The organism is Halovivax gelatinilyticus, from assembly GCF_024300625.1.
Classification (GTDB): Archaea; Halobacteriota; Halobacteria; order Halobacteriales; family Natrialbaceae; genus Halovivax; species Halovivax gelatinilyticus.
The window spans coordinates 3,459,616-3,472,820 of record NZ_CP101322.1; the positions used below are offsets into that span (position 1 = coordinate 3,459,616).

At 63.8% G+C, this 13,205-nt stretch carries 12 protein-coding genes; 7 read left to right on the top strand and 5 right to left on the bottom strand.

Annotation, left to right across the window (positions count from 1 at the left end; translation table 11 throughout):
- The first annotated feature begins 54 nt into the window (after positions 1–54).
- From NKH31_RS16450 to NKH31_RS16475, 6 genes are all read left to right on the top strand, one after another.
- Positions 55–939 (top strand): NOP5/NOP56 family protein, encoded by an 885-nt coding sequence (locus NKH31_RS16450; RefSeq protein ID WP_254862871.1) that lies wholly within the window; start codon positions 55–57, stop codon positions 937–939.
- Positions 932–1,570: a fibrillarin-like rRNA/tRNA 2'-O-methyltransferase gene (locus NKH31_RS16455; RefSeq protein WP_254862872.1), complete on the top strand. Its 639-nt coding sequence runs from the start codon at positions 932–934 to the stop codon at positions 1,568–1,570. Before NKH31_RS16450 ends, NKH31_RS16455 begins: the two co-directional genes overlap by 8 nt.
- 94 nt (positions 1,571–1,664) lie before the next feature.
- Complete coding sequence (locus tag NKH31_RS16460; RefSeq protein ID WP_254862873.1) at positions 1,665–2,750, top strand: glutamate--cysteine ligase; 1,086 nt, start codon at positions 1,665–1,667, stop codon at positions 2,748–2,750.
- A gap of 222 nt (positions 2,751–2,972) precedes the next feature.
- Positions 2,973–3,788 carry a COX15/CtaA family protein gene (locus NKH31_RS16465; RefSeq protein WP_254862874.1) on the top strand — a complete coding sequence of 272 codons (816 nt, stop codon included), beginning with the start codon at positions 2,973–2,975 and terminating at the stop codon, positions 3,786–3,788.
- Positions 3,789–4,007: 219 nt separating this feature from the next.
- Complete coding sequence (locus NKH31_RS16470; protein WP_254862875.1) at positions 4,008–4,595, top strand: AsnC family transcriptional regulator; 588 nt, start codon at positions 4,008–4,010, stop codon at positions 4,593–4,595.
- Positions 4,596–4,643: 48 nt separating this feature from the next.
- Positions 4,644–5,276 carry a uracil-DNA glycosylase family protein gene (locus NKH31_RS16475; protein ID WP_254862876.1) on the top strand — a complete coding sequence of 211 codons (633 nt, stop codon included), beginning with the start codon at positions 4,644–4,646 and terminating at the stop codon, positions 5,274–5,276.
- A 20-nt stretch (positions 5,277–5,296) separates the two neighbouring features.
- On the opposite strand, the gene NKH31_RS16480 is transcribed toward NKH31_RS16475, so the two are convergent.
- Both NKH31_RS16480 and dinB read right to left on the bottom strand, forming a co-directional pair.
- Positions 5,297–6,445, bottom strand: a complete 1,149-nt coding sequence (locus NKH31_RS16480; RefSeq protein ID WP_254862877.1) for a J domain-containing protein — start codon at positions 6,443–6,445, stop codon at positions 5,297–5,299.
- A 158-nt stretch (positions 6,446–6,603) separates the two neighbouring features.
- The gene (gene dinB, locus NKH31_RS16485; protein ID WP_254862878.1) at positions 6,604–8,154 is read right to left on the bottom strand and encodes a DNA polymerase IV; all 1,551 of its coding nucleotides are present in this window, start codon (positions 8,152–8,154) and stop codon (positions 6,604–6,606) included.
- 131 nt (positions 8,155–8,285) lie between these two features.
- Here dinB and NKH31_RS16490 point away from each other — a divergent pair, with 131 nt between their 5' ends.
- Positions 8,286–9,953, top strand: coding sequence for a gamma-glutamyltransferase family protein (locus tag NKH31_RS16490; RefSeq protein ID WP_254862879.1), 1,668 nt, complete (start codon positions 8,286–8,288; stop codon positions 9,951–9,953).
- Positions 9,954–9,957: 4 nt separating this feature from the next.
- Here NKH31_RS16490 and NKH31_RS16495 read toward each other — a convergent pair whose 3' ends face one another.
- From NKH31_RS16495 to NKH31_RS16505, 3 genes are all read right to left on the bottom strand, one after another.
- Positions 9,958–10,581, bottom strand: coding sequence for a DUF5804 family protein (locus tag NKH31_RS16495; protein ID WP_254862880.1), 624 nt, complete (start codon positions 10,579–10,581; stop codon positions 9,958–9,960).
- A 106-nt stretch (positions 10,582–10,687) separates the two neighbouring features.
- On the bottom strand, positions 10,688–11,866 hold the full coding sequence (locus NKH31_RS16500) for a tRNA sulfurtransferase (RefSeq protein WP_254862881.1): 1,179 nt from the start codon (positions 11,864–11,866) through the stop codon (positions 10,688–10,690).
- 94 nt (positions 11,867–11,960) lie between these two features.
- Complete coding sequence (locus tag NKH31_RS16505) at positions 11,961–13,190, bottom strand: MFS transporter (RefSeq protein WP_254862882.1); 1,230 nt, start codon at positions 13,188–13,190, stop codon at positions 11,961–11,963.
- Positions 13,191–13,205: the final 15 nt, after the last annotated feature.

Below are 13,205 nucleotides of genomic sequence, written 5' to 3' on the forward strand. Positions count from 1 at the left end.
ATTGTACGGATCTCCACCGCGAACCCTTTAGGAGCCGACTCCGAACGTGTGCGTATGAGTGAGCAGACGCCCCACACCGACGGCTGGTTCGACGGGCTCGAACCGGGCGAGACGGCGACGGCCGTAGACGCCGTCCGGACGGGCCACGCGGATCGGCCGGATCGATGGCCGGAGCAGGCAGTCGCGTCCGGGATCGTTTCCGACACGGACGCCTACTACGACTGGCTCGCAGACGTGACGGTCGCGGCCACCAGACGAGCGGTGAACGAGCGCGAACGGGCCGACGATCGACAGTTGATCCACGCGGTGCGGGCGATGGACGACTGTCGTCGTACGGCGAACGAACTGGCCGAGCGACTCGCCGAATGGGCGGCCACCGTCGATCCCGACGCGCGGGCCGGTATCGAGTACGCGCAATCGATCGTCGACGACGAGCCGGACGCGGTGGGCGAGTCGATTCGGTCGCTCGCCGGTCGCGTCGTCGACCTGGCCGACGAAGCCGACTCGCTTCAAGCGCACGTCGAGCAAACCGCTCCGACCGCCGCGCCCAACCTGAGCGCGCTGGCCGGACCGATCCTGGCCGGACGATTGATTTCGCTCGGAGGCGGCCTCGAACCGCTCGCAAAGAAGCCGAGCGGGACGGTCCAAGTACTCGGAGCGGAAAACGCCCTCTTCGCACACCTGCGGGGCCAGGCTCCATCGCCCAAGCACGGCGTTATCTACACGCACCCGGCCGTCAGGGAAGCCGCTCCCGACCACCGGGGATCCGCCGCGAGGGCGCTCGCCGGCAAACTGTCCATCGCCGCGCGAATCGATCACTACGCAGGGGATCGACGTCCCGAACTCGAAGCCGAACTCGCAGAGCGGATCGCGACGATTCACGCCCGTACCGACGACGCGTCAGATTCGTCGGACGCGGACGGTGAGAATCGTGAGTGAGCTTCCCGACGGCGTCGATCGCCGATCGATGGACGGCCGCGAGTGGCTCGCGACGCGTGGTGAGCCGGTGTCGACCGAGCCGACCGACGGACCGTGGCGCGGCTGGGATCCGAACCGCTCGAAACTCGCGGCCATGCTCGAAGCCGGCTTCGAAACCGGCATCGACGGACGCGACGACGAAACCGTCCTCTACCTCGGGGCCGCGAGTGGCACCACCGTCAGTCACGTCGCCGATATCGCCGGGCCGACCTACGCCGTCGAGTTCGCCCCGCGACCGGCACGCGACTTACTCGACGTGACCGAGAGCAGACCCCGACTGTTTCCGATCCTCGCGGACGCGCGAAAACCGGAGACCTACGCGCACGTCGTCGAGTCTGACGTCGATCTTCTCGTCCAGGACGTCGCTACGCGGGGTCAGGCGCGCGTCGCGATCGAAAACCGACAATTTCTCGCCGACGACGGTCGGTTGCTCATGGCGGTGAAAGCCAGAAGTGAGGACGTCACTGCCGACCCAGATTCCGTGTTCGATCGGGTCGTCTCGACGCTCGAGAACGCCTACGAGATATGCGAAACAGGTCGACTCGACGACTACCACACGGACCATCTTGGCATCGTCGCGACGCCGAGGTGACCGGATCGTGCCACGAGACGGGTGGATGGTAGTGATAGACCCCACACTGCCGACTCCAAACGGTATATAGGGGCTCGCCAGCAATATCCCCTCGATGGATCGCGGGTCGCCGGAGTCGTTCGACCGGATGGGAACGCTCGGTATCGAAGAAGAGTGCTACGTCGTCGATGAATTTGGCCGGCCGACCAGCGGAACGGACGAACTCGTCTACGAACACGACCCGCCGGAGATTCTAGAGGGACGACTCGATCACGAACTATTCAAGTGCGTCATCGAGACCCAAACGCCGCTGATCGAACGGCCCGAACGAGCGAGCGATGTCGTCCGGGAAATCAGAGAGGCGCTCGTGTCGCACGCGGCGGAACACGGCTTCGCCATCGCCGCGGCGGGCCTTCATCCGCTCGCTCGGTGGCGAGAACTCGAACACGCAGAAAAGCCCCGGTATCAATCCCAGCTCGACCGGATACGGTATCCCCAGCATCGGAACACGACGGCCGGCGTGCACGTACACGTGGGCGTCGACGACGCGGATAAGGCGGTCTGGATCGCGAACGAACTTCGCTGGTACGTTCCGATCATCCTCGCGCTGTCTGCGAACTCGCCGTTCTGGAACGGATACGACACCGGCCTCGCGTCGGCTCGGGCGAAGATCTTCGAGGGGCTCCCGAACACGGGGATGCCCACCTACTTCGAGGACTTCGACGCGTTCGACAGGTTCGAACGTCGGATGGTCGAACACGGCTCGATCGACGACCGCGGCGAACTCTGGTTCGACGTCCGTCCGCACACCGGTCACGGAACGGTCGAGATCCGAACCCCCGACGGACAGGCCGACCCGGAGATCATCGACGCCTTCGTCGAGTACAGTTACGCCCTGGTCCGTGATCTAGGCGACCGATACGACGACGGCGAGTCCGGCACGGCCGACTCGCTACGACGCGAGTTACTCGACGAGAACAAGTGGCGAGCGATCCGCGACGGTCACGACGCGACGTTCATCGATCGAACCGGAGACGGAGCGATAGACCTCGAGCGAATCGTCGAATCGGAGTGTGAGAGACTTGGAGTCGATGGAATTCGATCGGTGTTCGATCGAGAGAGCGGAGCGTCGAAACAGCGACGAATCCTCGACCGAGACGGTCCGGACGCGCTGTGTTCGTCACTTCGACTCGATACGTAGGTGACAGGCGTCCGCGTTCGACCTCCGTGGATCGTCTACGGGCCACGCGTTCATTCGCGCCGGCTTCCGACCAGTTGACTCATCCATTCGCTCTGGCTCCGATCCCAGTTGACTCATCCCTTCTGACCATTCCCAGACGGACGGAGAACTCGCACGATTCAAATAGCGTCGTTGCCAAAGACGAACCGAACGCACGTGTCGTCTACTACCGTAACGCACTCGGTGCGAACGATTCGTACGCACATTGGTCTCCCACACCTGCTCGCGACGACGCTCCTTCTGGTAGTCGCGACGATTCTTCTCGGCGTCGCGACGAGGGCGGCCGGAGCCGGACTGGCTTGTGACGCGAACTGGCCGCTCTGTGATGGCGGCCTCTTGAACCTCTTTCCGGCCGGGTTCCCGAGTTTCTTCGAGTGGATTCACCGTGTCGTCGCGATGATCGCCGGCGTATTTATCATCGGGTCGACGCTGGCGGCGTGGTGGGCAAACGTAGACAGAACCATCGCCTGGGCGGTCACGATCGGATTGATTTTGACGCCGATTCAGGTTACCCTGGGGCGCGAGACGGTTCTCAGCTACGACCTCACCGTCCTCAACCTGCACTTCTGGACGGCGATCGTCATCTTCGTCCTGTTCGCGGTCGCGACGATCCTGAGCTGGAGCGATCGGATCGGCCGTTCCGGCCTGCAATTGTCGCTCGCGGGAGCCGCGGCACTGATTCCCGTCCAGATCGTCTTCAGCCCCCTCGTCATCGATTCGTACACGACCGTCATGCACACACTTCAGGACGCCATCACCCTCAGTCTCCTCTTTTTCTGTCTGGTTGCTGGAATCGTCGGCATATCGATGTACGCCGGGCGTCGGGCACTCACCCTCTCGCTCACTCCAGCACTCGCTCTCGTCGTGATTTTCTTCGGTCGTGAATCGGTGATGGGATACGATCCGCTGATCGATCTAGTCTACTTCGTCGTCTCCGGATTCGTCTTCGCGTCTCTGGTCGTCCTGACCTGGGACGTTCGGCGCGCCCAGACCACCTGATCGGCTTCCGACGATATTGCCCCCTCGGTAACGCCCTCGACCGGCCCGCCTTCAGATATCCTACCGTTCGTCATTAGGGCCCGTAACGAGGAGGCCATATTACCAACCAACGGACCTACCAGTAACGCTCGAATAGTCCACAAAGCGAGGGTGAGAACTAGATTTACTGTTGTGATTTGTTCCGTAAAATGTAAACCATCTGGTTGCGAAGTTACCGGTATGCGTTCACCTGATGAAACGGACCTCGCAATTTTGCGCCTCCTCCTCGAAGACGCCCGCCGCCCGTACAACGATATCGCGACACAGGTCGACGTCTCCGCCCCCACCGTCTCCGACAGAGTCAATCGGATGAGCGAACTCGATATCATCGAGCGATTCACGATCGATCTCGACCAATCGTGTTTCACCGACGGGGTAGATTTGTTGATCGACCTCGAGCTTCGCGCGACGTCGGTCGACGGTCTGACCGAGGCGCTGGTTGCCGTCGACGGAATCGAACACGTCTTCACCACGACCGACGCCAGGGTCCTCGCAATCGGTTCGTTACGGAGCGAACGCGTCGGTCCCGCGCTCTTGGAGGCACTCGACGCAGAGCAGATCGAGTCCTATCGCGTCCACCTGTTACAGGCCAGAGCCAGGGATCCGTCGATTACGGCTGGCCCGCTGACTCTCAACTGTGATACGTGTGCTGACACCGTCGGCGAAGACGGAGTCACGGTGTCCCTAGACGATACCCTCCACCATTTCTGTGACGAGAGTTGCCAGAAGCTGTTCGAAGAACGGAACCTGACGGCACCGTCCTCGTAACCGGATATCGACCGCTACCATTTTATCGACTCGGTGGATACGACGGCTGTGAAAACCATCACGGACCGGACGAGCAATCCGTTCGGGATGCGCGCCCCGTTCGACGTCAGTGACGAGGGCGACGAACCGGCCGTCTACGGCTACGGCGACCCGAACGGCGATTTCCACGTTATCGGCGACAACCCCCGAATACACGGTGGGACCAAAACGGGCGTCCCGTTTACGGCCTCGAAAGCGGGTGATCGAATCCAGACGCTGCTTCGGGAAACCGGGTTCCTCTCGGGTCCGGCCTCGGCGCCGACCGTCGACAACTGCTTTCTGAGTTATATCCACCTGTGTACGCCCCCGCGCGATCGATCGCCTACAGCCGACGAATACGCGGAGTTAGAACGGTTCTTCGACGCCGAACTCAGAGCCGTCAACGCACACGTCTTACTCGCTGTCGGTGACCGCCCGATCGACCACGTCCTCCGATCGTATACGACGCTTCGAGATCGAGTTTCACTCGACTCCGAAGCCCTTCACGCGAGGGAACTCCGGGGCCGCGGATTTCTCGTCGTTCCGCTCGCCGATCCGGCAACGTGGGACGACACGGCGTTCGAAAAAGCCGAGAGCACGCTGCGAGCGATCGCGGAACGAGACTACCGACAGACGAAGGGCGTCGCGACGACGGTCGGGTGACGTAGTCGGCGGCCGACCGATCAGATTCCGAATCGGCGACGAACGGCGAACCGGATGGGAAGACCGAGCGCCCCCGCGACCGGAAGGAGCACGAGTGCGAGTAATTCGATCGAGACTGACGTCTCACCGAGCCAGCCGGCGGCGAGCGCACCGAGAGGCATCGTCACGGCCACGAGGTAGGCGTACGACGGAGACCAGCCGGGGATCCGGTGTGAGTGATAGATAACGACGCCGTACAACAGCGGAAGTAACAGGGCCCCTGCGAGAAGGGGCCCGCCGACGAGTACCGCTGAGCTTCCGACGGCGGCGGCCAGTGCGATCGTCTCGTTCATCGTCACCGGGCCGTACGTGTCGCCTCGATACCGGATTCGATAGGCACACAACAGTGCAACGACGGCAACGTTCCCCGCGACGAGCGCGCCGTACCACGCCGTCGAAGCGACCGGCGGAGCGACGAAATCGGTCGAGTTGATCGTCGCGTACCCGGAGACCAGACCGTAGGTATCTGCCGTCAACACCTCCCACTGTGCCGCCCCGTCGATGCCGGCGGCCGAGACCGACTCTCTGAGCGCGCGAAACGCGTCGGCGTTTTGCAGGCCGTACTGGACGATGCCGACGAGGTAGACGATCGTTGCAATCCACAACAGCGGTAAGGCGAAGTTCTTCGAGCGCCACCACCGAACGAACGCGTTGGACCCGGTCCGATCGGCCGTGTGCGTCGAATAGCCACCGGATCTGGTAGCCCGCTCGCCGACACTGGTTCGACTGGCCGATCCCGATCGGTTCGATCCGGTGGTGCCGTCCGCCCGCGACGTCGTTCCCGTACTCGTCGAGACGGAACTCCACGATTCGGAATTGGTCTCGACCGACGACGGTTCCGATCCGGCGTCGTCCGTTCGATCCGTCGTGATCCAGGTATCCGGAGAGGGAATACCCGAGGTCCGCTTTGCGACGTACGATCTGTGTCCGAGCCGATCGTAGGCCTGTCGTTCGACCGGGTCGCTGAGGACGTCGTACGCCGTCTTCAACACCGAAAACTGAGCCTGCGCCCGTTCGTCGTCGTTGAGGTCGGGGTGATAGATTCTAACCTGCTCGCGAAACGCCGTCTTGATCTCGTCCGGCGTGGCGTCCGTCGGTACGTCGAGAAGATCGTAGAAGTCCTCAGTCATGGTAAGGCGAATCCGACCGATCGTGTTCGTTCGAAGGTCTCTTCCAGGTGGCTATAATTCTGCTGTTCGGCGTTCATCGGTGACTCCGTCCGGCGTCCGAAAGAGCGTTACGGCCGATTTTCGGTGTACGTCGGACGAACCGATTCGACGACGAGCGGTCACGAGAAATCCGATAGCGTCGTCTGACCGGAAAATCCCGTGGGCGGCCCGGTTCGTTCGTTCGACGCGTCTCGGCTTTCACCGTCTCTCGATTCCGCACCGTCGCCGGAGGATTCGCCAGTCGTCGGGTCCGTTCTATCACTGTCGTCGACCGCGACCCACTCATCGATCGTCGGCGTGGCCCCTCCTGACTGGTCGGTGGGCTCCGTTCCTGGTCGAGTCGTCGATCCAGAAAACGGAGAATCGGCACCCGTTCGATCCATCGACTCCTGGGATTCGGTCGATTCGGCGGCGACAGCGAACAGGTCCAGCTGACCGGAGGCACCCTCCGATTCGGAAATCGACGTCGGGTTCGTCGGATCGGAGCCGAATTCGACCGCATCCGCGTCCGTCGAATCCCACCCGGAGAGATCCGTTTGATCGGCCGCATCGAAGTCGAGATTGGCCAGTCGAACGCCGAGTTTTCGAACCCGCGCGTCTTCGAACTCCCTGAACAGATCGAGGACGATCTCTTCGACCAGGTCCGGATCGTCGATCGGGCCCGACAGCGATCGCTCTCGCGTGCTAATCTCGAACGGTGGGGTGACCGCTTTGACGCCGATCGTTCGATAGAGCGCGCCTTCACGCGTCGCACGTTCGGCCACCGCGGCGGCGAGCGTCCGGAGGATCTCGCGCTTTCGATCCCACGACGTGACCGGTTGGCCAACGGCCGATTCGCGCGAGAAACTCTTCGGTAATCCCCGCGGCGAGACGCGACGCTCGTCCGCTCCGCGAGCGAACTGGTGAAGTTCGCGACCGCGATCGCCGAACCGATCGACGAGGGCAGTGACGTCGGCATCGGCGACGTCACCCGCCGTTTCGAGCCCCATCTCACGGAGCGTCCGCGCGGTGACCGGACCGACGCCGTGAATGCGCCCGACGTCCAGGGGTGTGAGAAACGACCGCACCTCGCTCGGTTCGACGACGGTGAGTCCGTCGGGTTTCTCGAAGTCGCTCGCGATCTTTGCCGCGCTCATCGTCGGGGCGACGCCGATACTGACGGTGATGCCGACCTCTCGATGGATGCGCTCCTTTACGTGTCTCGCAAACCCCTCGGCGACCGACCAGGCGGTTCGCTCGGTCACGTCGAGATACGCCTCGTCGATGCTCACTTCGCGGACGACGTCGGCCGACTCGTGGAGGATCTCGCGGACGTCGTCGCTCACCGATTCGTAAAAGTCCATGTCGACGGGTCGATAGTAGCCGGTTCCCTCGGCCGGTTCGTCCGCCGCGTTGGCATCGGCTCGTCTGGGTAGGGATTCGAGGGCCTTCGAAATTGCCATGGCACTTTCGACGCCGAACTCGCGAGCTTCGTAACTCGCGGTGGCGACGGCTCCGGTGTCGTCACCCTCTTCGTAGCCCATCCCGACGACCAACGGTTCGCCGCGAAGGGCTGGTTCGCGAAGTCGTTCGCAGGCGGCGTAAAAGCAGTCGGCGTCGACGTGGAGGACGATCGGGTCCGCGTCGTCGGAGTCGGGTTCGATACCTGGCAACCGCGAACCCGCTGGCATTGGTGGGTCAACGAACCGGAAGACCGTGAACGTTTTGCACCGACGACAGTCGATCCGGTGGCGGACGAAATGTGGCCCACGGTCGTTGCCGCGAGGAAGTCACTTTTGACGGTTCGGAGGGAGGGCCAACCATGGACTACGACCTGGACCGATTCACCTCTCGGCGGTCGACCGTCAGAGCGAACCGCGGGCTCGTCGCGACGAGCCAACCGCTGGCGGCTGAAGCGGGCGTCGAGATCCTGCGTAACGGTGGAAACGCCTTCGATGCGGCCGTCGCGACCGCCGCAGCGCTCAACGTCGTCGAGCCGACGTCGACGGGACTCGGCGGCGACGCGTTCGCGCTGTACCGAACGGCCGACGGCGACGTGGGGGCGATGCGCGCCTGCGGCGGCGCGCCGGCCGAGGCGACGATCGACGCCGTCAGAGACGCCGTCGCCGGCGTCGACGCGGACGAGCGTGCGAGTTACTATCCCGACGGCGGCGGGTACGCCGTCGACGACGTCGCAGAGCCCGACGAACTCGAGATGCCGTTTCTCGGCCCGCACGCGGTCACCGTTCCCGGAACGGCCAGGGGCTGGGAGGTCACGGTCGAACAGCTCGGACGGCTGTCGCTACACGACGTCCTCCAGCCGGCCATCGAGTACGCCACGGAGGGCTACCCGGTTTCGGAAGTCATCTCGTACTACTGGCAGGGCGCCGAATCGCTGTTCACCGACGACAACGCCCGAGACGCCTACCTCTTCGACGGCGATGCGCCCGATCCCGGGCAAACGGTGACGCTAGACAGGCTCGGGGAATCGCTCGAACGGATCGCCACTGAAGGGGCGGACGTCGTCTACGAGGGCGAGATCGCCGACGCGATAGCGAGCGAGATTCAGGACGCGGGCGGATTCATGACTGTCGACGACCTGGCGGCGTTCGAACCCGAGTTTCTCGATCCGATCTCGACGACGTACAACGGCGCCGAGATTTTCGAGTTGCCGCCGAACAATCAGGGAATGATCGCGCTCGAAGCGCTCAACATCGCCGAAGAGATCGGCGCGGGCGAGCACGACTACGGATCGCCAGCCCGCGTTCACGCGTTCGCCGAGGCGATGAAACTCGCCTTCGTCGACGGCCATCACTACGTCACCGATCCGGACTACGAGGAGATCCCGCCGCTCGATTCGAAGGCCTACGCCCGAGAACGGGCCCAGGAAATCGGCGAGCGGCCGATTGCCGATCCCGAAATCGGCGTGCCGAACGCTAACGCCGAAGACGCGGACACGGTTTTGCTCACGGTCGGCGACGCCGAGGGGAACCTCGTCTCGTTCATCAACTCTCGATTCGCCGGGTTCGGCAGCGGCCTCGTCGCCGGCGAGACGGGCATCGCTTTACAAAACCGTGGCGCGTCGTTCTCGCTCGATTCCTCGCACCCGAACAGCCTCGAACCCGGAAAACGACCGTTCCACACGCTCGTCCCCGCAATCGCTCGATTCGACGAGGACGACTGGGCAGCGTTCGGCGTCATGGGCGGGTACATGCAACCACAGGGCCACGTCCAGGTCATCTCGAACGTCGTCGATTACGGAATGGGACTCCAGGAGGCACTCGACGCACCGCGATGGCGCGTGCGCGAGGACGGCTCGCTCGCCGTCGAAGACCGCATGTCGAACGCCGGTGCGCTCTCACGCCGCGGACACGACGTGCGCGTCCTCCACCCGGCGATGTTCGGCGGCGCCCAGATCGTTCGCCGTCGCGATGACAGCCTCGCCGGTGCGACGGAACCGAGAAAGGACGGCCAGGCCCAGGGATTCTGAGGACCTACGGGGCGTACTCGGTCTCGGTCAACCGCACGACGACCGTCTCGGAGACGTCCCGAAGATCGTACTCGGGAATCTTCCCGTCGGTCCGCCTGACGTACAGCGGTTCGACGAGCCGTGGCGGCCCGTCCGGTGTCGACGGATCGTCACCGTCGGTAGATACTCCCGCGGGGCCACCACCCGCCGCGGGGTCGTTTACCCGTCGTCGGGAGTCACCGTCGCCGTCGTCTCGGTTTCCGGTCGGGTGGGGTCTGGACGGACCATCGTCTCGACCGTCTGCACGGTCCGATGGGTACTCCAGCCCGTAGAGCTTCAAAAACTCGCCCGTCTCCTCCGGGCCGATTGCGTCGGATCGGAGTTCCTTCGCCAGATTGTGAGAGAGCCACTCCGTCTCGTCGACGCTCGGCTCCTGGATGAGAACGTCGTCGACGAACCTGACCACGTACCAGCTGAGATCGTTACACAGCGAGATGGCGCTGCCGAGGCTCACGGTTCTGACCGCGATCGAATTCTCGAAGGGGCGTCGCAGATCGTACGTCGAGAGCGCTTCCCGCGAGGTCTCCCGCGAGAGGAGTTCGTACTGCAAGTTGACGTCCGCGTCGCCGACGAGACAGACCCGGGTCACGTGGGTCGATGGGGCCGGCAGGGTAATGGTGGTTTCGGCTTCCGATGCGATGAACGCAAACTCGATTCCGGTGGCGCACTTGCCGTCATCGTTCGTGGTGATGGGGTCACAGTTCGACCGTCGTCGCCTCCGCTGCCGCCGCCTCGGCGCGATCGTACAGGTCGCCTGGCTCGACTTCGAGCAATCGCTCCAGGGTTCCATTCGTCTCGACGCGGTCGGGTGCGACCCGGTTACAGCCCGCCGGAATCGTCGACTCGCGGAAGGTGCCGATCTCTCGCGCAGTGGCGACGATCTCCTGTTTGTCACGGGTGAGCAGCGGTCGGTGGATCGGCAGCGTCGTCGCCCGCGAGGTCACCGCCAGATTCTGTGCCGTCTGGCTGGACTTCTGACCCAGCGCCTCCCCGGTGACGATTCCGGCTGCGTCAACCTCGCTCGCAACGTGCTCTGCGATTCGGTAGAAAAACCGCCGGAGCGAGAGCATCCGACCCTGCTCCATCGTTTCGGCCAGGTGTGCGACCGTCTCACCGCCGGGGACGCGATAGACGGAAAGATCCGTGTTCGGGGCGTAGCGCTGGAGCGATCGAACGGTCTCGATCGCTCGCGCCTCGTGATCCGGGCCGCCGTAATCGCCGAGATCGACGTAAATGGGGACGACCGGGCTCCCGCGGCGCATCGTCTCGTACGCGGCGACGGGCGAATCGATGCCGCCGCTCACCAGCGCGACCATCGGCGCCTGCGAGCCGAGCGGGAGGCCGCCCGGTCCGGAAACGGAGGTCACGTAGATGTACGCCAGTTCGCTTCGAACTTCGACGCCGAACGTCACGTCCGGATCGTCTAAATCGACCCGCGGTTCGAACGACGACTCGACGGTTTCCCAGATTCGCGTCCCGCCTTTCTCTGCGACGTCGGCGCTCGTAAACGGCAGATCTTTGTCCGCTCGGCGGGCGTCGACGGCGAACGAGCCGCCGTCGTAGCACGCTTTCGCCGTCTCCGCCAGCGCGTCGAGGATCGACTCGAGCGTCGGTTCGACGGTCAGACAGGCGCTCGCCGAGACGACGCCGAACGCGTCTGTCGCGGCGTCGAGTGCCGCGTCGATGTTCTCGGTGTCCGCGTGGATCTGGGGCCGGTTCCACTCGCGCTCGACCGATCCGGCGATGTCACGATCGGAGAGGAGCGCCGATAGCTGTCCGACGAGCAACCCCTCCATGTACCGCTTGACGGAGGTGCTCTTCGTGTTCAGGTCACCGTGACGAACGAGCACGGTGTCGGCCCCCGGAGGATGCATGCCCGGGCCTAGGCAGGCCGCGATATAAGGGGGTTGCCATCACCGCCGCGTCGAACAGCCCGTCGCGTCGCTCGCCTTCGCCTCCGAGTAGCCGTCAGTTACTCGTTTCACGGATGGTCGGATTGAGCTGGCCGGTGAGCGAGTAGACGCCGACCAGCAGGATGACGCCGGCGACGAGCGGGAGCAACGCGGAGACCGCGTAGACGGGTTCGAACCCGACGATATTGACGAGCGGTAAGGAAACGAGCGGCCCCAGTCCACCCCCGATATCCCCGAGGACGTTGTTCGTTCCGACGGCTCTGCCCATCCGCTCTTCGGGCGTGAGATCAGCCAGCAAGGCGATGAGTGGTCCGCCGATCCCGCCCTGTCCGGCACCGATCAGGATGCACGCGAGGACCAGCACCTCGAAACTTGACCCGATCGCCAGCACGACGAACCCGAGGCAGGCGGTCAGCAGAAAGCCGACGAGAACGGGGATTCTGGCCCCGAGCGAATCGCTGAGAACGCCGCCACCCAGCGTGAACGTTGCGCCCATGAGAACCGTGATGGCCATCAACATTCCCGACGAGCCCTGCGCGTCGAGTCCGAAAATCGAGATCGCACGCTCGTCTAAAAACAGCACCAGCGTCGAAAACAGGACGCCGATGTACGCGAAGTACAGCCCGAAGTTCACCAGTCCGATCGTCACCGCGGGCAAACTGGTATCGACGTCCCACGGCTTGATCGAGTCGTCGGGTTCGTCGACGTGCGTTTCGGGAACGATCAGGTACGCGATGAGGCTTGCGAACGCGGCGAACGCCGCGGCGAGGACGAACGCCTCGATATCACCCCACAGATCGCTCACCACGCCCCCGAGAACCAACCCCGCCGGAAATCCGAACGTGATTCCAGCGCGAATAATCCCCATACTCGTCCCCCTGGATCCGGCGTCGCTGACGTCGGCCGTGATCGTGTACGCCGTCGCGAACACGAGGGCGCTCCCAACACCCCAGAGGATTCGTGCCAGCATGAACCACGCTTCGGGGAGCGCAGAGAGCATGGCGACCACGTAGAGTACGGTGGCGAACGCCTCGATCACCAACCCCGCGATGAACGGTTTTCTGGTCCCGATTCGATCGACGAGGACCCCCGCCGGCGCATTGCAAACGAGGCGCGTAAACCGGTTCGCGCTGAGAATCAGCCCGACCATGAACGCCGAAATCCCGAGCACCTCGCCCAGATTCGGCAAAATTGGAAACACGACGCCGCCGCCAAATCCGACGAAGAAGGTACTCGCAACCACCGCGAACACGATCCGGCGAGGTGGATGGTCCGACGTTGACATAGGCGACTACTTCGA

What these genes read in the sequence shown, in the direction of transcription:
- NKH31_RS16450 (WP_254862871.1), top strand. Translation starts at nt 55, where the DNA reads ATGAGTGAGCAGACGCCCCACACCGACGGCTGGTTCGACGGGCTCGAA.
- NKH31_RS16460 (WP_254862873.1), top strand. Translation starts at nt 1,665, where the DNA reads ATGGATCGCGGGTCGCCGGAGTCGTTCGACCGGATGGGAACGCTCGGT.
- NKH31_RS16470 (WP_254862875.1), top strand. Translation starts at nt 4,008, where the DNA reads ATGCGTTCACCTGATGAAACGGACCTCGCAATTTTGCGCCTCCTCCTC.
- NKH31_RS16480 (WP_254862877.1), bottom strand. Translation starts at nt 6,445, where the DNA reads ATGACTGAGGACTTCTACGATCTTCTCGACGTACCGACGGACGCCACG.
- dinB (WP_254862878.1), bottom strand. Translation starts at nt 8,154, where the DNA reads ATGCCAGCGGGTTCGCGGTTGCCAGGTATCGAACCCGACTCCGACGAC.
- NKH31_RS16490 (WP_254862879.1), top strand. Translation starts at nt 8,286, where the DNA reads ATGGACTACGACCTGGACCGATTCACCTCTCGGCGGTCGACCGTCAGA.
- NKH31_RS16500 (WP_254862881.1), bottom strand. Translation starts at nt 11,866, where the DNA reads ATGCATCCTCCGGGGGCCGACACCGTGCTCGTTCGTCACGGTGACCTG.
- NKH31_RS16505 (WP_254862882.1), bottom strand. Translation starts at nt 13,190, where the DNA reads ATGTCAACGTCGGACCATCCACCTCGCCGGATCGTGTTCGCGGTGGTT.